Annotated in this window: 22 protein-coding genes and 3 pseudogenes; 13 read left to right on the plus strand and 12 right to left on the minus strand. The window is 41.4% G+C overall.

Annotation, left to right across the window (positions count from 1 at the left end; all coding sequences use genetic code 11):
* Window positions 1-77 precede the first annotated feature (77 nt).
* Both VF06_RS36590 and hemF read right to left on the minus strand, forming a co-directional pair.
* Window positions 78-194 (minus strand): annotated as a pseudogene (locus VF06_RS36590) (biliverdin-producing heme oxygenase); the annotation flags it as partial.
* A 29-nt stretch (window positions 195-223) separates the two neighbouring features.
* Complete coding sequence (hemF, locus tag VF06_RS36595; protein ID WP_099066124.1) at window positions 224-1,267, minus strand: oxygen-dependent coproporphyrinogen oxidase; 1,044 nt, start codon at window positions 1,265-1,267, stop codon at window positions 224-226.
* A 250-nt stretch (window positions 1,268-1,517) separates the two neighbouring features.
* On the opposite strand from hemF, the gene acsF reads away from it, so the two are divergent.
* Window positions 1,518-2,594 (plus strand): magnesium-protoporphyrin IX monomethyl ester (oxidative) cyclase, encoded by a 1,077-nt coding sequence (gene acsF / locus VF06_RS36600; RefSeq protein ID WP_099066125.1) that lies wholly within the window; start codon window positions 1,518-1,520, stop codon window positions 2,592-2,594.
* Window positions 2,595-2,780: 186 nt separating this feature from the next.
* Here acsF and VF06_RS36605 read toward each other — a convergent pair whose 3' ends face one another.
* Entirely contained in the window at window positions 2,781-4,442 is a 1,662-nt protein-coding gene (locus VF06_RS36605) for an alpha/beta hydrolase (protein WP_099066126.1), read from the minus strand.
* Between the two features lie 681 nt (window positions 4,443-5,123).
* Here VF06_RS36605 and VF06_RS36610 point away from each other — a divergent pair.
* A complete protein-coding gene (locus VF06_RS36610; protein WP_257208159.1) occupies window positions 5,124-5,585 on the plus strand; it encodes a hypothetical protein in 462 nt (153 codons plus the stop codon).
* 54 nt (window positions 5,586-5,639) lie between these two features.
* On the opposite strand, the pseudogene VF06_RS36615 reads toward VF06_RS36610, so the two are convergent.
* Window positions 5,640-5,759 (minus strand): annotated as a pseudogene (locus tag VF06_RS36615) (IS630 family transposase); the annotation flags it as partial.
* Window positions 5,760-5,785: 26 nt separating this feature from the next.
* Window positions 5,786-6,832 (minus strand): M28 family peptidase, encoded by a 1,047-nt coding sequence (locus tag VF06_RS36620; protein WP_099066128.1) that lies wholly within the window; start codon window positions 6,830-6,832, stop codon window positions 5,786-5,788.
* A 499-nt stretch (window positions 6,833-7,331) separates the two neighbouring features.
* On the opposite strand from VF06_RS36620, the gene VF06_RS36625 reads away from it, so the two are divergent.
* The 3 genes from VF06_RS36625 to VF06_RS36635 all read left to right on the plus strand — a co-directional run bounded on the left by VF06_RS36625 (window position 7,332) and on the right by VF06_RS36635 (window position 9,807).
* Window positions 7,332-7,733: a DUF4112 domain-containing protein gene (locus VF06_RS36625; protein WP_099066129.1), complete on the plus strand. Its 402-nt coding sequence runs from the start codon at window positions 7,332-7,334 to the stop codon at window positions 7,731-7,733.
* A gap of 162 nt (window positions 7,734-7,895) precedes the next feature.
* The gene (locus tag VF06_RS36630) at window positions 7,896-9,167 is read left to right on the plus strand and encodes an urease accessory protein UreH domain-containing protein (protein WP_099066130.1); all 1,272 of its coding nucleotides are present in this window, start codon (window positions 7,896-7,898) and stop codon (window positions 9,165-9,167) included.
* On the plus strand, window positions 9,142-9,807 hold the full coding sequence (locus tag VF06_RS36635; RefSeq protein ID WP_099066131.1) for a hypothetical protein: 666 nt from the start codon (window positions 9,142-9,144) through the stop codon (window positions 9,805-9,807). Before VF06_RS36630 ends, VF06_RS36635 begins: the two co-directional genes overlap by 26 nt.
* Before the next feature lie 142 nt (window positions 9,808-9,949).
* On the opposite strand, the gene galE is transcribed toward VF06_RS36635, so the two are convergent.
* Window positions 9,950-10,948 carry a UDP-glucose 4-epimerase GalE gene (gene galE, locus VF06_RS36640; RefSeq protein ID WP_099066135.1) on the minus strand — a complete coding sequence of 333 codons (999 nt, stop codon included), beginning with the start codon at window positions 10,946-10,948 and terminating at the stop codon, window positions 9,950-9,952.
* Window positions 10,949-11,499: 551 nt separating this feature from the next.
* Here galE and fraI point away from each other — a divergent pair.
* From fraI to VF06_RS36655, 3 genes are all read left to right on the plus strand, one after another.
* Entirely contained in the window at window positions 11,500-12,132 is a 633-nt protein-coding gene (fraI, locus tag VF06_RS36645) for a septal nanopore formation protein FraI (protein ID WP_099066132.1), read from the plus strand.
* A gap of 180 nt (window positions 12,133-12,312) precedes the next feature.
* Entirely contained in the window at window positions 12,313-14,064 is a 1,752-nt protein-coding gene (locus VF06_RS36650; RefSeq protein WP_099066133.1) for an ABC transporter ATP-binding protein, read from the plus strand.
* Between the two features lie 137 nt (window positions 14,065-14,201).
* Window positions 14,202-14,540, plus strand: coding sequence for a low molecular weight protein tyrosine phosphatase family protein (locus tag VF06_RS36655; RefSeq protein ID WP_099073507.1), 339 nt, complete (start codon window positions 14,202-14,204; stop codon window positions 14,538-14,540).
* 312 nt (window positions 14,541-14,852) lie between these two features.
* Here the strand turns inward: VF06_RS36655 and VF06_RS36660 are convergent, their stop codons facing one another.
* The 3 genes from VF06_RS36660 to VF06_RS36670 form a co-directional block, all read right to left on the minus strand.
* Window positions 14,853-15,329 carry a DUF4168 domain-containing protein gene (locus tag VF06_RS36660; protein WP_099072878.1) on the minus strand — a complete coding sequence of 159 codons (477 nt, stop codon included), beginning with the start codon at window positions 15,327-15,329 and terminating at the stop codon, window positions 14,853-14,855.
* A gap of 102 nt (window positions 15,330-15,431) precedes the next feature.
* A complete protein-coding gene (holA, locus tag VF06_RS36665) occupies window positions 15,432-16,427 on the minus strand; it encodes a DNA polymerase III subunit delta (protein ID WP_099072877.1) in 996 nt (331 codons plus the stop codon).
* Between the two features lie 3 nt (window positions 16,428-16,430).
* Window positions 16,431-16,667 carry a hypothetical protein gene (locus VF06_RS36670; RefSeq protein WP_099072876.1) on the minus strand — a complete coding sequence of 79 codons (237 nt, stop codon included), beginning with the start codon at window positions 16,665-16,667 and terminating at the stop codon, window positions 16,431-16,433.
* A gap of 60 nt (window positions 16,668-16,727) precedes the next feature.
* Between VF06_RS36670 and VF06_RS36675 the strand changes: the two genes are divergently transcribed.
* The 5 genes and pseudogenes from VF06_RS36675 to VF06_RS36700 all read left to right on the plus strand — a co-directional run bounded on the left by VF06_RS36675 (window position 16,728) and on the right by VF06_RS36700 (window position 23,602).
* Entirely contained in the window at window positions 16,728-17,516 is a 789-nt protein-coding gene (locus tag VF06_RS36675; RefSeq protein ID WP_099072875.1) for a DUF1868 domain-containing protein, read from the plus strand.
* 471 nt (window positions 17,517-17,987) lie between these two features.
* A complete protein-coding gene (locus VF06_RS36680; RefSeq protein ID WP_099072874.1) occupies window positions 17,988-18,710 on the plus strand; it encodes a cyclase family protein in 723 nt (240 codons plus the stop codon).
* Between the two features lie 234 nt (window positions 18,711-18,944).
* Window positions 18,945-20,435: pseudogene (locus VF06_RS36690) on the plus strand (aldehyde dehydrogenase family protein); the annotation flags it as partial.
* 133 nt (window positions 20,436-20,568) lie between these two features.
* The gene (locus VF06_RS36695) at window positions 20,569-21,882 is read left to right on the plus strand and encodes an acetyl ornithine aminotransferase family protein (RefSeq protein ID WP_099072892.1); all 1,314 of its coding nucleotides are present in this window, start codon (window positions 20,569-20,571) and stop codon (window positions 21,880-21,882) included.
* 568 nt (window positions 21,883-22,450) lie between these two features.
* Window positions 22,451-23,602 (plus strand): glycoside hydrolase family 10-like protein, encoded by a 1,152-nt coding sequence (locus tag VF06_RS36700; protein ID WP_099072893.1) that lies wholly within the window; start codon window positions 22,451-22,453, stop codon window positions 23,600-23,602.
* A 114-nt stretch (window positions 23,603-23,716) separates the two neighbouring features.
* Here VF06_RS36700 and VF06_RS36705 read toward each other — a convergent pair whose 3' ends face one another.
* The 3 genes from VF06_RS36705 to VF06_RS36715 form a co-directional block, all read right to left on the minus strand.
* On the minus strand, window positions 23,717-24,154 hold the full coding sequence (locus VF06_RS36705) for an acyl-CoA thioesterase (RefSeq protein WP_099072894.1): 438 nt from the start codon (window positions 24,152-24,154) through the stop codon (window positions 23,717-23,719).
* Window positions 24,155-24,265: 111 nt separating this feature from the next.
* Complete coding sequence (locus VF06_RS36710) at window positions 24,266-24,655, minus strand: tautomerase family protein (RefSeq protein WP_099072895.1); 390 nt, start codon at window positions 24,653-24,655, stop codon at window positions 24,266-24,268.
* A 188-nt stretch (window positions 24,656-24,843) separates the two neighbouring features.
* Entirely contained in the window at window positions 24,844-25,449 is a 606-nt protein-coding gene (locus VF06_RS36715) for a TetR/AcrR family transcriptional regulator (RefSeq protein ID WP_099072896.1), read from the minus strand.
* Between the last annotated feature and the right edge of the window lie 295 nt (window positions 25,450-25,744).

Consider the following 25,744-nt stretch of genomic DNA (forward strand, 5'->3'; position numbering starts at 1 on the left):
TCCCCATCTCCCCATCTCCSCATCTCCCCATCTCCCCATCTCCCCATCTCCCCAAACGCAGCTATTACGCGCTAAATTCTGTAGCTCTTTTCTACTATCCCTTTGAGAAAGCATTTCATAAAGGCGGTGTTTTCTGCCATTGTGTGGGAATGCTTAGTCCCTTCTCGTAAACGAATATCTAAATGGCTGCTCATAGTAAATACCTAATTGCTGAAAAATGTTGTTATTTTTGGGCAAAAGTCCCATTTAACCAATCGTGAGGCTGGAGAAATATCTGGCTCAGTCTTGCTTCTGGTGTGTCTGGTTCTGGTTCGTAGCAATATTCCCAGCGTGCTAAAGGTGGTAGAGACATGAGAATGGATTCTGCCCTTCCCTGGGTTTGCAAACCGAAAACTGTGCCTCTGTCATAAACGAGATTAAACTCTGCGTAACGACCCCGACGGTATAGTTGAAATTGGCGCTGGCGATCGCTATACTCTGTGTGCTGTCGCCGTTGCACAATGGGCATGTAAGCAGGTAAAAATGCTAACCCGCATTGATGCACAAAGCTGAATATGTCCTTCCAACTGCGAGATACTTGCCCTACTTTTTGACTGTAGAGTGCTGCGGGACTATCTGTGTGCTGCCCAACATAAAGTTTTCCACTTGCATCTTGATAGTCAAAAAATATGCCACCAATGCCTCGTTGTTCTTGCCGATGCCGCAAATAAAAATATTCATCACACCAGTGTTTGAAGACTGGATAATACTCTGGATGATAGGCATCACAGGCACGTTTGAGGGAAGAATGAAAGTGAATCGCATCTTCTACAAAGGGGTAGTATGGCGTTAAATCGGCTCCTCCACCAAACCACCAAACTGGGCCAGCTTCAAAGTAGCGATAGTTGAGGTGTACGGTTGGTACGTAGGGATTACGAGGATGCAGTACTAAGGAGGTTCCGGTAGCAAAAAAATCATGTCCAGTTGCTTCTTTTCGCTGACTGAGAATCGCAGGAGGTAAAGTATCACCCCAAACTTCTGAAAAGTTAACACCCCCTTGTTCAAATACCCGCCCTTCCCGAATTACACGGGTGCGTCCTTCACCCCCTTCTGGTCGTTGCCAACGGTCTTCTCGAAAGTGGGCTTTCCCGTCGAGCTGCTCCAATACAGTACAAATTTGATCCTGTAAGCTCTGCATAAATTGTTTTACACGCTGGCGTGAATCTGCGGGAGGTTTATTGTCCAAAGGTGTAAGTAATTGTGGTTGATTCTCACAATGACGCCCCATACTGAATACCTCGGAATCTCTCAATTTATTTATTTTTATAACTATATAGCTATAAAAACATTAGCGTCAGAATTATACAAAAGTTAATAAATTGCTTTTTTCAAATTTTCTTTACTTTGCAACAGTTTTAGATGAGTAATGTGAACTTTGTTGAAGAAATCTAGAAATTTACCTCGTGAATCTAGTCAGAAAGCAATAACTATCATAACTTTGTAGTTATACAAAGAAATAGTTGATTAACAGCGCAATCATGGTCAATACCCTACCTCAGTCTGCTTCCAAGCAATCAAAAGACGGAATCAAAGACCCAAGCCAAGAAACCATTCTGACTCCCAGGTTTTACACCACAGACTTTGAAACTGCTGCCAATCTGGATTTGTCTGCTCAGGAAACTGAGTTAACAGCCATGCTTGAAGAAATGCGAGCAGACTACAACCGTCACCATTTCGTTCGGGATGAAGCCTTTGAGCAGTCGTGGGAACATATTGATGGAGAATCCCGCCGCGCCTTTATTGAATATTTAGAACGTTCGTGTATTTCCGAGTTTTCTGGGTTTTTGCTGTTTAAAGAACTATCGCGAAAACTCAAAGGGCGCAATCCGCTTTTGGCAGAAATCTTTCAGTTGATGGCGCGTGATGAAGCCCGTCACGCTGGATTTCTCAACAAAGCAATGGGGGATTTTAAAGTTTCCCTGGACTTGGCTACTGTAACTAAAACTCGCACTTATACATTTTTTCCCATAGAGTGGGTGATTTATACAGTGTATTTATCAGAAAAAATTGGTTACTGGCGTTACATTATTATTTACCGTCATTTACAAAAACATCCAGAAAACCAGTTTTATCCTATCTTCCGTAAATTTGAAAGTTGGTGTCAAGACGAAAATCGCCACGGGGATATATTCAAAGCACTTTTACGTTCTCAACCACAACTGTGGAACAACTGGAAAGCTAGACTTTGGAGCCGTTTTTTCCTGTTATCAGTATTTGCCACCCACACGCTGACTGTTCACGAACGCGCTAGTTTTTATGATTCTCTAGGAATCGATGCCACGGATTTTGATCGCCAAGTAGTTCGCAAAACCAACGAAACTGCGGGACGGGCTTTTCCTGTAATGTTGAATACCGAACATCCCCAGTTTTTCGTGCGTCTGCAACGATGCTCAGGCTATAACTTAAAAATTGCAGAGATTGAAGGCAGTTGTGTGCCAAAATTGGTAAAGCAAATTCGCAAACTACCTTTAATAGCAGCGATCGTTTGGAATCTGCTCTTACTTTACCTCATTAAACCAATTGATGCTGAAGCTTTGCGGGAAACTGTACGTTAGGACGGTTATCTGTTGAGATTGTGTGTAAGTGAGTCAAACAAGTCAAAAGTCAAAAGTCAAAAGAAAAATCTTTTGCCTTTTAACTTTTGACTTTTATGTAGCAACCCTAAATCATTTGTGAGACATAACAAAGGACAAAGGACAGTCAACACCAAAATTATCACTAATCAAATAGGATTGCTATAGTTATTTGTCAATAAATTCTTGGACTAAAGCCATAGCATTAGGAGGAATTTGGGTAATTAGGCGAAATGGAAATGCAGAAGTAGATCTAGAGTTGACATAATCTGATGTGAGAAACACAGCGTAGTTTTTAGCTTCTGGAGTTAGTTGTGCAGCGAAGGATAAAGTTAAAGCTTTAACTAACTGACGAACATCAGCCGCTTTTTCGCCGACAACTTCATCGCCACTGATGGGTGTACTGATTTTTCCTATTTGATCCTGAGTGGTACTTGGGTCTTTGACACTCAAATGAGTACCTCCAACTACACCAACTAACCATTTGGGGGATGGGATTTTATCAAATCCAAGAATTTGTTCGGTTAAAGCCGGGGTGGTTTTATCTGCTGAACTTGTTAACACCAAGGTAGGAACCTGTACCTTGGTTAACCCAGTTTCACCAAATATTAAAGAAGTTGTAGGATTGAGAGCGATCGCAGCTTTAATTCTATTATCCCGCAATTGATAGCTATTTTCTGGCAGTTCTTCAGCGATACACTGCATAGCTTCCCCTAAACTCAAGATAGCCAAGTTCCCTTTACAGCGTTGTTTGAGGCGTTGTAGTTGTAACTCGCCGCCAGCAATTGTCAAAGCCGTACCACCACCAAAAGAATAGCCAACAATCATCGCGTTCTGAGTCGCAAGTTTACCCACAAGAGGGTTATTAGCTGTTTGATTCAACTTTTCTAACTCGTCAAGAACAAAACTAATATCTTGAGGGCGATTTAAAAACTCCTCTGGCTTAACAAGTCTGTTTTTCCCTTGTAAAGCTGAGTTAACATTATTTCCATTACTACCAGGATGTTCTAAAGCTACAACTACATAACCGTGGGATGCTAGATGTTCCGCCAGATAACGCAAGTCCGTGCGGACAGAACCGAAGCCGTGAGAAAACACAATTACAGGTTTTTCAGGAGTTACAGCAGTTGACCAGTAAACATCAACTGGAATATTGCGATTGCGCTTTTGGTCATTTAAGTCTAATTTGAGGATTTCTACTTTAGCGGTTCCTGGTTGCGAAGGGTCAAAAAGATAAGTAACTTGGGGTATTCTCGGCTGTGGGTTCAAAAGGTCGAGTTGAGGTGCAATTGCCAACATAAATTGTTGGGTACGCCAAAAAGCGGTATTTAAACTCCCTGCAACTTTAAAAGCCTGCGGTACATTAATTTCTAAGCGTTTACTCGGATAAGCTGCAATAAAACTGAGTATAGAAAGACCTTGTGGTGTAGTCGATCCTAGAACTAATCCTGCCCTGAGTGCTTGTACTCCAGCTTTATCCTCCCTGGCTAAAGCCGTAGACAAGTCATTGAGAATACTAGTACCAATTTGCGTATTTACTAACCTATTAATAGTAACAATATTTAACGGTAGATTCGTGTTTAACGCCCCGACAAACAACTGGCGTTGTTGTTCCGATAAGCGTTTAGCATAAGGCTGCAAACTTCTGGGTAATTCCCCAGTTTTTGCAGTCTTTTGCAATTCAGCAAGGGTGATAGTTTCCGTAAATAGACCAAAACGGACAACAACTGTGTCAGCTGCTTTTGCAGAAGTATTTGTACTGAACTGCGTCAGTGCAATGGCGCACAAAAAACTACCAAGCTTTTTCAAACTTTGCCAACTTCTAGCCATGAAGATTTTCACCAATTCATACTTACGTGAATATAGCGGATATTCGTGTATTTGACTACTTCATTCACCGCCGATAAATAGACGCAGATTTTCTTTGAAAGTTAATAGCGATCGCTCCTATGTCAATACTGCTCGCTTTGTGCATTTTCAACTCGGAATTTGGTTTTGGGAAAAGGGTAAAGGTTTTTTCTTTCCCCTTCCCCTTTTCCCCAAAACCCGACAAGTATTGGCTCCTATGTGGTAAATGTATTTGCTAGGGCGATGGCGATCGATCAAAAACATCACAAAAACAAAAAATTGTACAATTAATTACAGCTAAAAATTTGAACAAAAATCGGTGTTAATAGCCACAAAAAACCGATTGTTTATCAATTAAGTTTAATACTGCAACAAATATCCTTTTTCATTAGTCATTAGCCATTGGCTATTAGTTATTAGCCATTAGTCTTTTGTTCATCCCCAATGCCCAATGACTAAGGAAACTCCAAAAAATAAACAACGTTTAACTGTTGACAGTTCACAGTCAACAGTCAACAGTCAACAGTCTTCTATAGAATATTTTTTTACTTTGAGTCCCCAACCTGTTGCATGTAGATAGTTTTATTTCTGTTGCTGCACTACCATTACTCTTCAAATTGCGCCAGTAGCACCAACATTTTTTTTAATTTTATGCTTCCTCGAATGATTTATATTTTTATTTTCCTGCTTTCCCTAAGTATTATTACATTATGGTGGCCTGTAAATGATTCTGTTTGTAATTCTGAAGCTTTTTTAGCATCAAATACTACAAAATTCCAAATACAAGCCACTAAAGTTGTTGTTAAACCGTGGCTTGGTAAACACAAATCATACGGAATCTTTATGATTCCTGATGAATACAAACAAACTCCCTATTTTGTGTTAACAGTCAAAGGTGCAGGAAATTACTGTTCAAAACAATTCGGCTATCGAAAAAAAATTGATGACATTGTTGCTCAGCCAGATACTTATCTATTAAGAAAATTTATTAGAACACGAACATCTGTACGATTGATTCTTCAAGGTTTATACTTCGAGATTAACGATAAAAAAAATTGGACATTAACTTTTCCTCTCATCTCCTCTGACAGCGAACAGGGAAGAGCAGATGGTGGCGTGCAATAGACGTGCAAAAATAGAGAGTAGGAAGTAGGGAAAACAAATTTTCATTATATAGGACTAGTATTTGATTTCTGAAAAAACTCCGTACATCTGGAGAGACATAAAATCAAAGGTAGTGTTACGGATAAACCACTCAAACATCCATTTTAAATGGCGAAATGTTGGAACTAAAGCACAAATGACCGATGACTAATGACTAATAACTAATAACTAATAAAATCCTCATTTTTTTCTAATAAAGCAGTGGTAGTATTCACCACAATCTGTGCAGAACCGATAAAAAACGATCGCTCAATAGTGGCTGGAACGTCGCTGGGTTGATGATAATGGGGAGTACGTAAATTTGCGGTATCTGTCACCAGTACAGCACCCGCTCCTTGATACCAAAAAGGTGCATGATCGCTGCGTAAAGTATCTGGTGTCAGTAGACCTTTAAGGGGAATTGGCAATGTTAAAACTGCTGGCAAATTTGATTCCTGCTTATTCTGAGCAGTTGGGGGAATATTCTGGGAGTTTTTAAAGGCATTTAATAAAGGTAAATGCTCTGTATCGCCCACTACCACCAAAAAATCGCCTTTGTTACTAGGTGGGGTAACAGGTAATCCCGCAGGATATTTTTGACACCCTGGTGTGTAACAAGCATAACCTACCATATCCATAACGATCGCCCCGCCTAAATTTTCCAAGCGTGCTTTGTGAGTAACAAAAGCCTTACTACCTAAAAGTCCTGCTTCTTCTTGGTCAAAAAACGCTAATTGTAAAGTCCGTGTTGTGGGACGGGAACCCAATAACCTTGCAACTTCCAGCATTACAGCTACACCACTGGCATTATCATCAGCACCAGGAGAAGAAGCAACAGTATCGTAATGCGCCCCCACGAGAATTGTTTTAGCCGTTTTGTTGGTTCCTGGACGTTCGGCAAAAATATTTACACCGTTGTCGAAGTTCTCTAATTTAGGTGTCCAGCCGAATTTTTTTAATTCAGTTGTGATATAAGTGCGAGTACGCGATCGTTCTGTTGTTGTGTAGCGCTGAAAATTCAACCGTTGGATATGGGTTAACAGTCTTTCACCAGAAACTTGTAGGTTCGTGTCAACTTCCTGAAACTCTGGCTGTGGTTCTGGTATTTGTACTGGAACACTCTGAACAATTTCTGGTGAGGGAGGCTGTTGAAAAAACGTGCTACCTCTGCTACCCACTACCACAACTGTCATCACCACCAACACCATCAGCCAGATCCATTTTTTCATGTGATTTATCCTTGGCTTCCAGACTTAGGGTAGCGCAAATCCCTAATAAGCTGTAAAACATCCACAAAGCATGTTTTATGGCTGATGGGGAGATGGGAAGATCGGGATATGGCCAGAGGAATTGAGCAATTAAGCAATACTAATTATTTAAATTAAATATTATAAAATTTGCGAACTTAATATGAAGAGGAAATTTAAATACTAATAATCAATAGCTTAGAGCCTATTTATAAATTAAATATTAAGTAGTGGCGTGACAAGCCTTAAATGTTGGAATAGATTTTATTGTAGGATGGGTGTCCTCACCCGTCCGGGCGGGCAGGATGCCCACCCCACAAGAGTTTCCTAATGCACTATTTTAGCTGTGTCAGTCCACTACAATTTAAGATTTACTTTATAAATGGTCTCTTAATAAACTTCATAACGCCGTTATTTCTAACGGTACAAGACAAATAACGAAAAATGGTGCAATTTGAAAATAGTATAAATATCGTAAATTATGGACGCTGCCAAACGCCTTGCTACTCTAAATCGCATCCGCAAACTCAGCCGTTTGATGGATACATCTATACGCATCCCTCTAACAGGTTTTCACATTGGACTAGACCCAATTATTGGTCTAGTTCCAGGTGCTGGTGACTTAATTAGTACAGCGTTTTCAGCTTACATCATATTTTTAGCTACTCAGTTTGGCATCCCAAATCGAGACTTAGCCAAAATGATTTTTAATGTTGGTTTAGAAACAGTGCTGGGTACTGTGCCTTTTGTGGGTGATTTGTTTGATGCTTTTTATAAATCCAACATTAGGAATTTAGCGATTTTAGAGCAACATTTGACAGCGGTTGAACCAGAACTTAAAGAAGTGTCCGATCAACTTTACTCTCGTCAATATCAAGTTTGACAACTTGTCTTTTGACAGAGAGCGCAACTTGACTTAAAGTCCCCCAATGGAGGAGTGCTAAGTACTCAGTACTAAGCAAAAAGCAAGAAAAAAAATTTCTTTTCTTCAAAATCTTTATTTTGATACTCAGGATTCATAACTCACAACTGTCGGACTTTTCTTATGGTAGATTTATTGCCGATCGCAATCCTGGGGTTTCTGGGTAGTTTTGGGCATTGCTTTGGTATGTGCGGGCCGCTAACAGTGGCGTTTTCCCTGTCTCATCAGCCAAAAATTTCCTACACAACTTCCCGTGGAGGAACCTCAACCTTAGAAAAGTCCAACAGTTGGCAACAGCAATTAAAGTTTCATATCTTGCTCAATCTCGGACGGATGTTGAGTTATGCTCTAGTGGGTGCTGGTATTGGGGCGCTGGGTTCGGTATTGCTGCAAGGCGGACAACTAGCAGGTATTGGCAGTGATTTCCGGCGTTGGATGGCAATTATCACTGGTGTGATGCTCATCTGGTTTGGTCTAGCACAAATAAAACCAGATTTGCTACCCCACATTCCTGTGCTGCATCCTTTACTAAAAGGCGGTTTACACCATCGCCTCAGCACAGGAATGGTCAAACTTTCCTTAAAAACCAAATGGTGGACGCCATTACTGTTAGGAATGACTTGGGGATTAATGCCCTGTGGTTTCCTATATGCCGCTCAAATTAAAGCCGCTGGAACTGGTAATTTATGGATGGGTACAGCAACCATGCTGGCTTTTGGCTTGGGTACTCTACCCACGATGTTAGGTGTAGCCGTCTCCACCTCTTTGGTGAGTCAAGACAAACGCAGTCAGTTGTTTCGATTGGGTGGCTGGGTTACCCTCGTCATTGGCGTCATCACCTTGCTGCGGACTGGCGACACAATGGTAGATTACACCGGACACGCCGCTTTATTTTGCTTGATGCTGGCCTTAATTGCCCGTCCCATTAGTGGCTTGTGGGCGTCACCACTGCGTTACCGCCGTGCTTTAGGTGTGGGAGCTTTTGTGCTTGCAGTGGCTCACACCATCCACACCATCGCACACTCATTCCAATGGGATTTGACTCGCTTTTCTTTCCTGCCACCACAATTTCAGTGGGGGATGGCTGCGGGTGCTGTAGCATTGATATTAATGTCCCCCGCCGCTTTCACGAGTTGGGAATCATTGCAAAAATCTTGGGGCAAACGTTGGCGACAGATTCATCTATTAAGTGTGCCAGCTTTGCTCTTGAGTGCTATTCACACTGTGTTGATTGGTTCCCATTATCTGGGTTCCTGGCAATCAACTTGGGGAAATAAATTAGCGGCAGTACTGATGGTAATTGTTACCCTTGGAGTTTTGTTAGTACGTTCCCGCTTTTTTTGGTCAAAGTTAGCCCTAGAAAAGTTTTATGTTCCCCCAACTAAATCGCGGTAAATCATTGTTATCTTCTGCCTCCATTCCCACGAGTTTAATCAACAAAGGAACGATTCAGTATTTATTATTCCTGAGTTGCTTAGCCATATCAATAACTAATCTTTCCCCTGCTGCTGCTCATAAAGTAGAAGTCTCTGGAGATGTGGGTGGCACACTTCACATTGAACCAAACGATAATCCTCGTGCTGGAGAACCCTCCCAAGCCTGGTTTGCCCTTACCCGCAGAGGTGGAAAAGTAATTCCCCTAGCCCAGTGTAATTGTCAATTAGCTGTTTATGCCGAACCCTACGCAGCCGGAGAGCCAGCACTTTTAGAACCAACATTAAAACCTGTGGCTGTTGAGCGTTATCAAGGCATCCCAGGTGCAGAAATTGTTTTTCCCAAGCCAGGGCTGTATCAGCTGGAACTAAATGGTAAACCAGCCTCAGGAGCAAGATTCAAGCCTTTCGAGTTCAAATTTGAAGTCACCGTAGCCGCTGGCTCGACAACGAATTCACGAAATATCCAAAATGTCAATACAGATGTAGCCCAAAATGAAAATCAAAGCTTACCACTTTGGGCGATCGCTCTGCCAATCCTTGGATTTATAGCCATCTTATTTGTTGCATTCCGAGGGATGAGAGGAGGGAGTGGGGAGTAGGGAGATGGGGAGATGGGGAGATGGGGAGATGGGGAAAAGGTTAAAGGGAAAAGGGAAAAGGGAAAAGCAATAAATTTAATCTTTCCCCTTTCCCCCTTACCCCTTTCCCTTTCCCCATTCATTAGCCCCATGCCCTACTTATTTATTGATGTCGCTTTTGATGCCACTGCCACGCATGAGCCACTATATCTTTGATAGATGGATATTGAGGTTTCCAGTTTAAGATGGTTCTGGCTTTTTCGCCGCTACCAATGAGAATTGGGGGATCGCCAGGACGGCGTGAGCGTTCTTCGACTTTGATGCTAACTCCTGTGACTTCTTCGGCGGCTGCGATGGTTTCTCTGACAGAAAAGCCGCTACCGTTGCCTAAATTAAAAACTTCGCTATCGCCACCTTTTAATAAATATTCCAATCCTAAAATATGAGCATCTGCTAAGTCATTCACATGAATATAATCGCGAATACAAGTACCATCGGGGGTGGGATAATCAGTACCGAAAATTGAAATGGACTCTCGTTTGCCTAAGGCTGTCAGCAATACCAAGGGAATTAAATGCGTTTCTGGTTCGTGATCCTCACCGAGTAAACCATCGGGATTAGCACCAGCAGCGTTAAAATAGCGAAAACGCACTGATTTAAAACCATAAGCCGCATCAAAATCAGTGAGAATTCTTTCTACCATCAGCTTAGTGGCCCCATAAGGATTAATGGGATTTTGGGGATGGGTTTCTGGAATTGGTACGAATTCTGGTACACCATAGGTGGCGCAAGTGGAAGAAAATACAAATTTCTTTACAGAAGCCGTTAACATGGCTTCCAATAGTGTGAGAGTCCCAAGGACGTTATTGCGGTAATATTTGGCAGGGTCAATTACTGATTCTCCCACGTAGGCATAGGCAGAAAAGTGCATGACAGCGGCGATATCGTGGGTTTTGAATAGGTGGTCGAGTAGAGAGCGATCGCCTGTATCGCCTACTATAAGTTCTACTTCTAATACCTTTTCTACTAAATCGCGATGTCCGTACACCAAATTATCAAGAATCACAACGTTATAACCTGCTTGCTTGAGAGCTAGCACTGTATGAGAGCCAATATACCCAGCTCCCCCTGTTACCAAGATGGTAGGCTTTCCAGACAACATAGTTTTTCCTTTTAAGTTCATAACTACTGAATTAATTTAACTAATTCCGTGAAATTCCCCACAGCTCAATAGATAACTATAGAGTGGCGATTGTGAGAGCCTACGCGGTAGGCTAGTTTACTTTACTGGTGCTACATTACTCTTCTGGAAATTTATAAATAATAGACGCAGTGTCAAAAAATTGCACTAAAATCACTACGACGGTAGTCTTTCGGTGTGAGGTTTGAGGTATTTCAAGTCAAATGGTGCAATTACAATTTGACGATAGAATAAATCCATTTCCCGAAACCTCTAGGCTAAACTCTTACGGGTTAGCTAGTTGACACCTGTGGCTCATGCTTAGACAGTACCTTTGGTGGGTATTTTCCGACCAATGCATTGTCTTTACAAGATCCCACTGTTGTCGGGAAAAATTTCGGTAGTTCCTTGGAGGGAAGCCATAACTTTGCTGAGCAATGCTCAAGTCAAAAAAATGGCACAAAACCCCAATCAAAGCGGACTGCCTCACCACCGTACTGGCTCACCGCACCAGAAAATTTGAGAGTTAATCTATGTTTCTATTGCTAAGCCGGGTACTGTTGTGGCTGCTGATTGGCACAATCGTATATTCTCTGTTCCAGCGATTTTATCCTTCTGGAACTTTTGTAGGGCGATTAATCTTAGTCATTATGTTGGTAATCGTAGCCCTATCGTTTCTCAACCCCAATGAACCAGCTGTGGCCTCGTTGTGGAGGATGATATCTTTTCCACTCAAGCCTCTGGGAGCCTCTGTGTTAATGATGATTTTTGCGGCTCAAAGAATCAAAGGAGGCGGGATAGACAAACCAGGAGGATACTTAGTAGGCTGGGCACTAACGATTTTGCTGTTGGCGAGTACACCAGCAGTGGCTTATTTTCTTTATAGAGCGCCTTTAGGAGCAACTAATGTATCAACACCAGAAACATTAGTAGCTTTAGGACAACCAACCAGCACAGGCAATGTTTCAGATGTGACGGGGAATAACATTCTTTCTTATAATTTGAGAGTGCCTCCATACTTAATGCAAGGAAATCCTCAAGAAATTCGGACACGCGGTTTACGACTTGAAGACTTTGTACCTAATGCAGAAACCTTGCAATTGACCACAAGAACTTGGGAAAGTTATCTCACAGAAATTTACAGGTTCTTGCGTGTTCAGCGGTAAAAAAGTAAAAAAGAAATACTCAAAAGGTCGCAACCCACTTTCTAGTACTGCTTTCTTTAATAGGTAGCAGTACTAGTGAGCAGAATAGTTTAGGCTATGATTGCCGCCAAGCATTATTCCCTCAGCTGCCTTGTGGGAATAGCGGTTAATTTAGGATGATAAAGTTGCAAAATTGCTTTAATGGCAAAATCTCGAAGACTCGCTAAACTCGGTGCTTACCTTCGACCCCATTGGCGGGAAGCGTCTTTAGGCATTCTCGCTCTGTTGTCTGTGAATGCCCTTGGCGTTTATATCCCTTGGCTGATTCGTGATGGCGTTGACAAACTATCAAAAAGCTTTAGCTGGAATCAGATACTACATTACGTAGTTATTATTGTATTGCTCAGTTCCGCAATGTGGCTAATGCGTATGGCTTCACGCATTTGGCTATTTGGGGTGGGGCGTCAGGTGGAATTTGACCTCAAACAACGGATTTTTGAACACTTACTGAAGCTCGAACCGTCTTATTTTGCCAGTAATACTGCTGGCGATTTGATTAGTAGGGCTACCAGTGATGTGGACAATATCAAGCGGTTGCTGGGTTTTGCCGTGTTGAGTTTGGCAAATACAGTTTTTGCCTACGCTTTGACACTGCCAGTAATGCTAAGAATTAGTGTAGATCTGACACTAGCTTCTTTGGCAGTGTACCCTTTTATGTTCTTGTTGGTGAGTTTGTTTAGCGATCGCTTACGCAAACAACAAGCAGCAGTGCAAGAGCAACTCTCTGATATCAGCGAACTCATCCAAGAAGATATTAGTGGTATTGCTCTAATTAAAATCTACGCCCAAGAAGCCAACGAGCGCCGAGCTTTTGCCCAGAAAAATCAGCAACTATTAACTGCAAATTTGGAACTGGCAAAAAGCCGCAATACACTTTTTCCATTAATTGGCGGTTTAGCTAACGTCAGTTCCTTAGTAATTATTTGGCTAGGTGCAACGCGGATGTCTTCTGGGACGCTTCAGATTGGGGACTTTCTCGCACTCTTAATTTATGTAGAGCGTTTAGTGTTCCCTACTGCTCTTTTAGGGTTTACAATTAGCACCTACCAACGAGGTGAAGTAAGTATAGACCGGCTGGAATCTATTCTCAGTGTGACACCGCAAATTCAAGACACACCCGATGCGATACATCTAGAAATGGATGAACTCAAAGGAGAAGTGACGGCAAAAAATCTCAGCTACACTTATCCTGGTTCCGTGACTCCAGCCTTAGCAAATGTTAACTTTACCATTGCTCCGGGGGAAACCGTGGCAATTGTTGGGGCAATTGGTTCGGGAAAATCTACTTTAGCCAATGCTTTACCGCGTTTGTTGGATATTGAACCAGAACAATTGTTTTTAGACGGACACGACATTACTCACATAGCCTTGGCAGATTTACGGAGTGCGATCGCCTACGTTCCCCAAGACAGTTTTCTTTTTAGTACCACAATCAAAAATAATATCCGCTACGGTGACCCAGTTACCGAACAAGAAAGGGTAGAGTTAGTAGCTAAACTAGCTCAAATTGATGCAGAAATTAATAATTTTCCCCAGCAATACGAAACCATCGTTGGCGAACGTGGTATTACTCTTTCTGGCGGTCAACGCCAACGTACTGCTTTAGCTAGAGCTATGCTGGTGGATGCACCAGTATTAATTTTAGATGATGCCCTCTCCAGTGTAGATAATCAAACAGCTACACAAATTCTCAAAAATCTGTCTGGTGGTACGCAGAAAAAAACGGTGATTTTCATTACTCATCAATTATCTGCTGCTGCTGCTGCTGACCGGATTTTTGTTATGGAAAAGGGAAAAATTGTGCAGATGGGAAGTCACTTAGAACTTGTGCAACAACAGGGACTTTACAGAAATTTGTGGAGCCAGCATCAAGTTGAGGAATTACTGCATTAACGGGTAACTCTTAACAGGGAACAGGGAAAAGGTTAATGGTTCGACAAGCTCGCCAACAGGGGAAAGGGAAAATAGCAAATCTTTCCCCCTTTCCCCTTCCCCTTTTCCCGACTTTTGCAAGAAGTCTATTGATCTGTATGAAAAAGCTTTTGTTTCTTTGTAGCCAAAATAGATTGCGAAGTCCTACCGCCGAAGCTGTGTTTGCTGAATATGAAGGCTTAGAAACCGATTCCGCAGGTTTAGACCGCTACGCCCAAGTACCAGTTTCTACAGAGGCGATCGCCTGGGCTGATATTATCTTTGTTATGGAAAAATCGCATAAAAATAAGCTATCAAAAAATTTTCAGCGCTGCCTTCAAGAGAAAAAGATTATATGTTTAGATATCCCAGATGAATATGAATATATGGAACCAGCTTTAATTGAGTTGTTAAAACGGAAGGTGCTACCGTTATTAAAAATAAAACACTCAGTATGAAAAAAAAGATTTTAATTGATACAAATTATTTAATAAATAAAATAAATATACGGATTTATCTATTAGCAATCTGATTTTTTGGTTATATTACCAGCCAGTAATAAAATATTATACAAAATTGACATAGCAAGTATTGTTTAAAATTTTGGCAATAGCTTTGTAGCAAAAGCTTTGAATCCAAAATTCTTTCACCTAAAATCAAAAATGGGTATTACCAGTTATCAATGTTTGCTGATAACTGTTGGCTGTTGACAGATTTATTATGGTAGTTTTTAGTTTTTCTCTCAGCATAGATATAGTAATGCTATGCCTTTATCTTGTTTCTGGAGTTTGTTGGAGAATTAATAAGGTATTGTATACCTCCCGTTTTAAATTATTGTTATTTTGCAGTTCTATAGTAATTTTGTTGAAGCGATCGATGCTTAAACCATTATCTTCGACAATTTTTTGAGAGCGGGTACAGTAATTGACTGCAATATCTTGAGCTTTCCTGGGAAGACCATTAATGCTGTTAGAATCATTACAAACAATCTTAGGAATTTCGCCACTGCCAATAAGTTTTTTAATTTCTTCAAACGCGTTTTGACGTGCTGGTTCCATTGCTAGCACAGCTTGGGCATAGCTTTTGATTTCTGTATTGTTAACTGGTGGAGTTTGACCGTAAGCTTTTGAACTTGATGAAAAACCGTTGGAAATCAAACCCACAGTGGCTACAAAACCAAAAAAGAATGATTGGGAAACGATTCGCTTTCGGTTAGATTGAGAAAAGAAACGGGAAATTTTCTTCATATTGGGTGTAACACAGAACTACATTAGGGATCTTATAAGAACTTTGAATTATTTTCTGATTAGGAAGTTCCAGTAACTGCCTAATATATCAAGCTTTTATATTTATTGTGAACTTCCTCTACATACTTGACAAAGTTCAATTACTTTAGTTTGGAGTGCTGACATTTCTGATACTCCTTGTTTGAGGCTCACTTCTAATTCCAGTAGTAGAGGTAAGCAAGAGATTAATTGCTCCAAAGAAAGGAGCTTGATTTCTTGCTGTAGGAAGTAGATGCGTTTGGGGTTACCGATATCAGCAGCTTGAGCGATCGCTTCTTGATTTCGCTCACCACTTTCCATCATAATCTTTACCCATAGCCAAGTGCGAAATTGTCCAATTAATGTAGCAACTATCCGTAATCCTGGTTCGGCAGCATTGATGAGATCGGCTAAGGTAATCAAAGCTTTTGCGGTGTCTCCTGTTCTAATTGCTGCTGCTAATTGTAAACTATTTTGGGTAGTATTTCTTACTAACTTACTGACGATATCTACATCTAAAGGTTTGTTACTACCTTGGGCATATAGACGTAGTTTTTCCATTTCGTTATAAAGAAGGCGTGTATCATTTCCTACAGATTCAGCCAACAATTCAGCAGTTTTCGCAGTCAGTTTTACCCCCAGAGTTTGAGCTGCTTGGTTAACAGATTGCACCAATAACTCGGTTTTCCAAGGAGGAATCAGTGGAAATTCTCGGAATTCGGTAGCAAATTGTTTTAACAATTTCGTAGACTTGAGGCGTTCATCTGGTTTATTACGGGTAGTGAGTAATAAAAAAGAATTTTCAGGGATTGCTGGTAGCGATCGCTTGAATTCTGCCAACACATTCTCAGGACAGTGCTGACAAACAGTAGTGTTAATCAGCCAAACCAACCGTCCACCAGCGCCAAAAGATGGCGTCATCGCCTGATTTAACCCCTGGATTGCAGCATCAGCTTGTTCTGGTGGAAATGCAGTGTAGTTAAAACTAACCCATTGGGCATCGAGGACACGATGGCGCAGCATAGCGATCGCTTTTTCCATCGCAAAATCATCCTCACCCCAGTAAACGTAAATTGGCATAAATTAATCTCCTAATGGGCATTGGGCATAGGGCATAGGGCATAGGGCATGGGCATGGGAAGAGGACAAGGTAGACAAGGTAGCAATCTTTCTCTCCGAAGTTCTGATGGTCGGAAACCTCCGCTCAGACTTCTCTCCTTGTCTCCCTTGTCTCCCCAACCTCCCCATCTCCCCACCTCCCCATCTCCCCTGCTCCCCACCTCCCCACACCCCATAAAAACTAAATACTTTTGAAATCATTCTCTGAATCCTGATAATTTTCCCTAAAATCTATCAAGTGAGAGCGTGAGGCTATAAAGATTGGACGACAACTATCAAACTTACTTAAATCGGTTGGCACGCTTGACGTTGCCGGAAGCCTACAAATCCCAAGCCCAGCATATCCAGGAATCTTCTAAATTTCAGATCAACTCTGGGGTGAGACAAGCAGCTGCCTTTCCTGGCTATACGTTAATTACACCGCCTGCTGAAGAAGAATCAGAAAACTCTGTTTTCTATGGCAAATTACAGATTTACCAACAGGAACTTTTGCAGTTACCTGTAAATCGTGATTTGATTGTGCCCGTACCTCCTGCTAGCTTCCATCTGACTTTAGCGGATTTAATTTGGGATAATGCCTTTCTTGACGCCCGCGAAAAAAATCCTCAATTCGATGAAGAGTTACACTCTCGTTTAGGTGAAATCTTCCAGCAATATCAACAATCCATGACAAATAGGAATCATCCTATCAAATGGGAAATGCTGGGATTGATACTGATGCCAAGAGCTATAGCTGTTTGTTTAGTACCTAAGGATCAACGCTCCTATGATGAAATTATTCAATTTCGCCGAACAATTTATCAAAATCCGAAGTTAATCGCTTTGGGTATTGAGCAGCACTATCACTTTACAGCACACATTACATTAGCCTATTTTGGTGAAATTCCATCTGATTTAGACCGTACAAACTTCAGTACGCTTCTTTCTGGGTTAAATCAACAATGGTTGTTGAATTTGCCAGAATTTTCCATTGACCGCGTAGAGCTGCGTAAGTTTGATGACATGACACATTACGATCGCCAACCAAATTGGCCGGTTTTACAATTTTGACCTGACACTAGTATTTTTCAACAAATAAACTTGTCTTGAAAATAGGGTATTGGGCATCGGGCATTGGGCATTGTAAAAGAATTGTTTAGTACTGGCGTGACAAGTTTTAAATGTTGCAATAGATTTTATTGTGGGATGGGTGTCCTCACCCGTCCGGGCGGGCAGGATGCCCACCCCACAAGAGTTTAATAATGCACTATTTTAGCCTTGACACGCTAGTACGGTGCGTTATGCCCAAGGCTAACGCACCGTTTTATTTGATTTTTATGATGAACCGTCAACAGTTAACGGTTAACAGTCAACATAGCTAGCTAATCCCCAGTTAAACTGCGGCGATCGCACTCGGCAATGCGGTATTGTATTATCACCTAAGTTATTTAGCAAAATAATTCCGTCTCAATTTCTCAAAAATCCAGGCTAAACATTGCACTTTTAAGAAAAATCCTTTAGCAATCAGTATATAAGGCTGGGATGAGACAACCCGAAAGTCAAAAGAGTATCACCTATACCCGCGTTATCCACTTAAGCCATGTCATTGATTTGGATATTCCCCAATGGCCTGGCGATCCTCCAGTAGAATTTGAAACTGTGGCTGAATCCAATAACGATGGTTATTACCTGCGGCGTTTTTCCTTGGGGGAACATAGCGCCACCCACATGAACGCCCCGAATACTTTTTATAGTCATAGTATCGGAATTGACCAATACCCAGCCCGTTCCTTGGTGGTATCTGCGGTAGTTATAGATATCCGGGAAGCGGTGAAAGTTAATTTTAATTATGCCCTAACAATAGCCGATGTTGTGGCTTGGGAAGCACAACATGGTGAAATTCCCGCCGACTGTGTAGTTATATTGAATACTGGTTGGCAAAAAAAGTGGTTTGATAAAAATGCCTTCTTCAATCAGGATGCTGAAGGAATCAGCCACTTTCCAGGGTTTGGTAGCGATGCCACCCAATTTTTACTTGAACACCGGCAAATTGCTGGAGTTGGAATTGATACTCATGGTGTAGACCCAGGACAGGATACCAGCTTTGCTACTAACCGCTTGGTATTAGAACAACCGCGCATTGTGCTAGAGAATCTCACCAATTTAGATCAACTGCCACCATTAGGTACTACTCTAGCGATCGCACCTCTGAGATTACGTGGTGGTTCTGGTTCTCCTGTGGGGGTTTTGGCCTTCGTACCTTAAAGCAAAGAATTCAGACTCCTGACTCCTGACTCCTGAATTCTGAATTCTGACTCCTGAATTCTGACTCCTGAATTCTGACTCCTGAATTCTGACTCCTGAATTCTGACTCCTGACTCCTGAATTCTGAATTCTGACTCCTGAATTCTGAATTCTGAATTCTGACTTGACGATAACGTAGAAAGTAAGCAAACTTAGTACCAAAATCCACTGAATTATCAGTCGGAGGTCTTTGTGATGATAACTCCGCTTTCTTGCCGCAATTTCATAGACGGTGAATGGTTGACTGCTGTAGGGGAAGCAACTCTCGAAAGCCGCAACCCTGCTGACAGAAACCAACTGGTTGCTACATTTCCCCGTTCCCAAGTTAAAGATGTAGATACAGCAGTAGTAGCAGCCCGTAAAGCCTACCAAACTTGGCGTCAAGTCCCAGCCCCAGCCAGGGCAGAATACATTTTTAGGGTTGGAGAAATATTACTCCAACACAAAGAAGAACTTGCCCAATTAATCAGTCGAGAAATGGGTAAACCCCTGACAGAAGCTAGGGGAGATGTGCAAGAAGGTATTGACTGCGCCTTTTACAGTGCTGGGGAAGGACGGCGACTGTTTGGGCAAACTACACCCTCGGAAATGCCGAATAAATTCGCCATGACGGTACGAATGCCCATTGGTGTTTGCGCCTTAATTACCCCGTGGAATTTTCCGGTGGCCATTCCTTGCTGGAAAGCTATGCCAGCATTAGTTTGTGGTAATACAGTCATCCTCAAACCTGCTGAAGATACACCTGCTTGTGCAACTAAATTAATTGAAATTTTCCAACAAGCAGGTTTACCGTCAGGAGTAATTAACTTGGTGCATGGCGTGGGAGAAGAAGCGGGAAAAGCTTTAGTGGAACATCCCAATGTTGATTTAGTGTCCTTTACTGGTTCTTCCCAAACCGGGGCTTTTGTGGGGGCGACTTGCGGACGCACTCACAAGCGGGTTTGTTTAGAAATGGGCGGCAAAAACGCCCAAGTTGTAATGGAAGATGCCGATTTGGAACTGGCTTTAGATGGTGCGGTGTGGGGTGCTTTTGGCACAACCGGTCAACGCTGTACCGCTACCAGTCGCCTCATTTTGCATCGGGATATCAAAGAAAAATTTACTGCTATGCTTTATGAGCGTGCTAGTAAGTTACGCTTGGGTGCTGGCAATAACCCCAATACAGATATCGGGCCGATAATTAATGAAAAGCAACTTCTACAGGTAAGCAAATATTTAGATATTGCCCGTGAAGAAGGAGCAAAAGTTTTAATTGGTGGGGAAATCGCATCTGAAGGCGAATTAAAAAATGGTTACTTCTTTCAACCGACTATTTTGGATGAGGTAACTCCCAACATGCGCGTTGCCCGTGAAGAGATATTCGGCCCCGTAGTGGCATTAATTGAAGTGACTTCTTTTGCAGAAGCGATCGCTATTCTCAATGATACCAAATACGGTCTTTCCTCTTCTGTTTATACCCGCGATATCAACCGCGCTTTTACTGCCATGCGCGACATCGAAGCTGGCATCACTTACATTAACGGCCCCACTATCGGTGCAGAAGTACACTTGCCTTTTGGTGGCGTCAAACAAACCGGCAACGGCCACCGCGAAGCCGGCACCACTGCTTTAGATGTATTCACCGAATGGAAAAGCGTTTATGTTGACTTTTCTGGAAATTTGCAACGCGCCCAAATAGACAACAGAAATAATNTGGGGCATRGGGCATGGGGCATAGCGTATGAGATCGGGGGAATAATTCTTAACTCCTCACTCCTAACTCCTCACTCCTAACTCCTAACTCCCACATGCGTTAAATCATCATTAATTCTAAAAAACTATGTTAAGTATTCCTATTAATTTAAATTTACCCCGGACACCGCGCTTAATAACTTCTTTGCCTGGGACTCGCGCTCAAGAAATTATACAACGCGATCGCGCTGTGACTTCCCCTTCTTATACCCGCGATTATCCGTTAGTTGTGGCTCGCGGTGAGGGTTGTATGGTGGAAGATGTAGACGGAAATGTGTTTCTCGATATGACCGCAGGTATCGCCGTCACTGCCACCGGACACGCCCATCCGCAAGTTGTTAAGGCAATTCAAGAACAGTCAGCGCGTTTGCTGCACATGTCGGGGACGGATTTTTATTATGAACCGATGGTGGAATTGGCAGAAAAGTTAGCTATTCGCGCGCCGTTTCCCCAACCAAAGGATCGTGCTGGATTTCCGGCCAAAGTATTTTTTACCAATTCTGGGGCAGAGTCTAATGAAGGAGCGATTAAACTAGCTCGATATTACACCAAGCGATCGCTCATCATCGCATTCTTAGGCGCATTTCACGGACGCACTTATGGGGCAATGTCTCTGACTGGTTCCAAAGTAGTGCAAAGAGCTAATTTTGGCCCTTTAGTTCCTGGTGTAACTCATATTCCCTACGGCACTCACGCCAGCTTAGATTACTTAGAAAAACAATTATTTACCACAACTTTACCAGCACAAGAAGTAGCAGCAATTGTAGTTGAGCCGATTCAAGGAGAAGGTGGCTATATCGTACCAGACGACGGCTTTTTACAACGGATTCGCCAGATATGCGATCGCCACGGTATTTTAATGGTAGTGGATGAAGTCCAAGCGGGTATGGGGCGCACAGGTCGCTTATTTGCCATCGAACATTGGGGAGTGATGCCTGATATTATTACCACCGCCAAAGGTATCGCTAGCGGTTTGCCCTTAGGGGCGATACTTGCTAGACCAGAGTTAATGACTTGGCCTCCTGGTTCCCACGCTACCACATTCGGCGGTAATCCCGTAGCTTGTGCGGCTGCTATTGCCACTCTGGAACTACTAGAAAGCGGTTTAATGTCCCACGCAACCGAGATGGGAGAATTTTTACAAGCTGGACTGATGGAATTACATAAAAAATGCCCTAGAGTATCGATACCACGAGGTAAAGGTTTAATGGTTGCGGTGGACTTATTGGATGAAGCTGGTAATCTCGATGGTAAATTGCGCGATCGCATTATCCAAGAATCCTTTTTACGAGGTTTATTATTGCTCGGTTGTGGCAAAGCCGCAATTCGTTTTTGCCCACCTCTAGTCATCGACAGCGACCAAATTCAAATCGCCCTCCAGATTCTCTCAGACATCCTCTAAGGGACTTGGTATTGTTCGTGGTTGACTGTTGACTGTTGACGGTTCACAGTTAACAGTCAACGCTTAGTTTTGAGAACCCTCTTTAGTTATAAAGACTTTTATTTTGCGTCAAGACAATTTCAGCCACTTGATAGTTATTTTCACAGAACATTTTTTTTACTATGCAAACTACACTTCCAAATCTAAAACCGAAACCAACAACAATATTTAATACAAAATTCTCAAAGGTAAGTGCTTGTGCAAAATAAATTATCTATTTAGACAAAGAAACGATAAATCAAGCATTTTAGCGTCTAATCCACACAATCCGTAATTACAGCGTTTTTCATCTATTTAAAACACAATCCCTTGTAGGGGCGAACGGTTGTTCGCCCTAAAATCAACGGTTGTTCGCCCTCAAACGTGGTTTATTTACCTAAAAATTGCTGTAAAAATTACAAACTATACCAATTTGAAAAAAGAATGCTACAGATGGATTTCCAAAATCAAAATACACAAAACAATTCCTAATCCAAAATCTAAAATTTAAAATCCAAAATGGTATTAAGAATTAGTATAAATTCATAAAATGACAACAATCGAAACGCGTGGTATCTGGCTGACCACTACTGATAGTCAAGTTCTTAGATCTAAGGAAAACATTGCTCAGGCAATGGATCTTCTTGCTGAAACTGGATTTAATGTTGTGTTTCCCGTTGTTTGGAATCAGGGAGTAACTTTATACCCCAGTCAAACCATGCAGCAGTATTTTGGGGTTGAAATTGACCCCAAGTCTGTAGGACGCGATCCTTTAGAAGAAGTGGTGGTAGAAGCGCGACGAGTGGGGTTAAAAGTTATCCCTTGGTTTGAATATGGTTTTGTCAGTTCCTACAATTTGAATGGCGGCGTTCTTTTACAGAAAAAACCACAATGGGCTGGGCGGGATTCTAATGGTAATTTACTCAATAAGAACGGTTTTGAGTGGCTCAACGCCCTAGATCCGCAAGTGCAGGAATTTATATCCAGCTTGGTGCTAGAAGTTGTTAAAAATTATGATGTTGATGGTATCCAAGGTGACGATCGCTTGCCAGCATTTCCTTCTGAAGGTGGCTACGACCAACTAACTTTAACACGCTATCGCCAAGAATTTCATCGCGACCCGCCATTAAATCCCAAAGATAGACAATGGCTACAGTGGCGTGCAAATATTCTCACTGATTTCTGGGCACATTTGTATGAACAAGTTAAAGCAGTGAATTCTAATTTATTAGTGGCGATCGCACCTAATATTCATGATTGGGCTTTTGTGGAATATCTGCAAGATTCGCCCACATGGCTCAATCAGGGAATTGTCGATATCATCCATCCGCAGATTTATCGCCGTGATTTTAGTAGTTATCAAACCATCGCCAATAAACTAGTAACTCAACAATTCACTGACACGAACTTGTCAAAGTTAGCCCCAGGAATTTTAATGAAGCTTGGTAATTATTGTATTAGTCCAGAATATTTGGTGCAGGCAATTGAATACAATCGGCAAGTAGGCATTCCAGGTGAAGTATTCTTTTTTTATGAAGGGCTACGAAAAAATAATAATGCCCTAGCGAAAGTTTTGCGAAACGGCCCTTATGCTAAATCCGCATCATTCCCTACTCTATCAGATTTGAGTCGGCATAGTGAGAGTAAGATTAAATCAACTTCAATTTGGCAAGGAGTAGCGAGGTTTTTGAAAAATCTTTAGCAATAGACCTCTTGCAAAAGTTACTTTTGCAAGAGGGGGGAAAGGGAAAATGGTTGTTATTTGCCCTTTCCCCTTTACCCCTTACCCTTTTCCCCATTCCCCCTATAAGTCTAATCAAATCAGATTTTTATACTGACAATATTTTTTCTGAAATTCTTCTGGAATTTTAATCGGACGACCATTTTGTAAACTAATAAAAGCACCCTTTTGTGTAGCTACAGCCGCTAATTTTTCGTTAGATAAAATTTCTGCTTTCACAGTCCATTTCAAACGACCTAAGTTACTCAACCATAAACGACCAATCACGCGATCGCTAATTTTTATCGAACGTTTATACTCAATTTCAGTTCCAGCTAAAACAGGTGCATATCCCTGCTCAAGTTGTTGATTCAGTTCCCAATATTCATCTAAAAATTTTAACCGTAAATCCTCTAGCCATCTAATGTAAACAATATTGCTCACAATTCCCACAAAATCTATATCATACGTCCTTACAGGAATTGCTAATACTACTTCAAATGGTCTATGTAATTTCTCATCTACTACTATCATAATTTTTCCTGAATTCAAGATTTTTTAAGACCAATCGGTCTGTAAAATATTACAATTATCCATGTCATAAAATTGCGGTTAATTCCTGAAATTGAAGTAATTAGGATAATTTTAAACTTCTACTTTGTAGTTTAAGACTAACTCATCACCAAGTAAACCTCTAATACCCCAGTTATGCTTAGGCGTTTCAAAAATTGTAATTTCAATATCTGTAAGAGAAATATTCAATTTTTCATGGATATTTTGAATTAGGTGAGTAATTAGTTGTTTCTTAGTTTCCACCGTTCGCCCCTCAAACATACTAATTTCAATGATTAGATAATTTACAGTTCTATCAGGTGGATAATAGAAATCTGATTTATCAAGTGGAAAAAAACGGTGAAATTTCTTATCAGGAGGAAGCTGTAAAATATCAATCATAGAGGTATGGATGATATTTGAAAGTTCAGCCTTAATACTATTTAATTTATCTGCTAAGCCATACACTTTGATTTGTGCCATATATTTAAAATTAAAAGGTAATAAATAGATAAATCTCCATTTTGAAAAATCAGCGATTTTTATAATGGCGTATTATTTTTCGCCTTTCCCATCTATAAAGAAATATTTTTGTTTTTATCAAATAAATTTAGTTGCTCTATAGTCCAAGATTTGAAAATAATTCATGACTATTGCCTGTTCCCTATTTCCTATTCCCTATTCCCTACAATTTGATAAGTCTCTATATATTGATTGAGATGATTAATTACTCTGTGCATATGAATTGAATCTCCATAAAGCTTGCTGAGCATGATGGCTCCTTCTAGACTTGCAATGATGACAGTAGCGATTTCGTCAGCATCGGTATCAGGACGAATTTCACCTTTTGCAATTCCCGTTTGAATAACTCGATGAATCAGATTCAGCCAAGAATTCATCGCCTGTTGAGCGCAATGGCGCAAAGCAGGATGAGTATCATCACTCTCAACAGCAGTATTTAGCAATGGACATCCTCCCTTAATTGGTGGATTTTCTGCAAAACTGCTAAAAACTCCAATAATTGCTTGCAAACGTTCCGTTGCATAACGCTTGTTTCGCAGAGCCGCTCTAGTATGCTGTTGGATACGAGCGATCGCAAACTCAAAAGCTTGTAGTGCTAAATCATCTTTGCTTTGGAAGTGATTATAAATTCCCCCTTTCTGCAATCCAGTGACACGCATAATGTCAGACATAGATGAGCCTGCATATCCCTGCTGGTTAAACAGTTCCGCTGCTTCCTGGAGAATTCTGCTTTTTGTTTCTTCACCTTTAGACATTAAATTATTACAGACCAATCAGTCTGATTTAAAATACCATTGTAATTTTTAAAAGTCAACTATTTTTCAATGTTGACTGATGACTGATGACTGTTGACTGATAACTGGGTATTCTCCCCTACCCCCCCACCTCCCTACCCCCCTACCTCCCTACCCCCCTCCCCCATGCCCAATTCCCTATACAAAACAAATACAGTAGACGTTGAATCGTAATTGCTATTAAAATACGGTAAGCTAGTCGGATTACCGGATTTTATGTGTGAAACTGCGAGCAAATTAGTCAGGAGTAGTAATT

Origin of the sequence: Nostoc linckia z4 (assembly GCF_002608075.1) — a bacterium.
Lineage (GTDB): Bacteria > Cyanobacteriota > Cyanobacteriia > Cyanobacteriales > Nostocaceae > Nostoc > Nostoc linckia.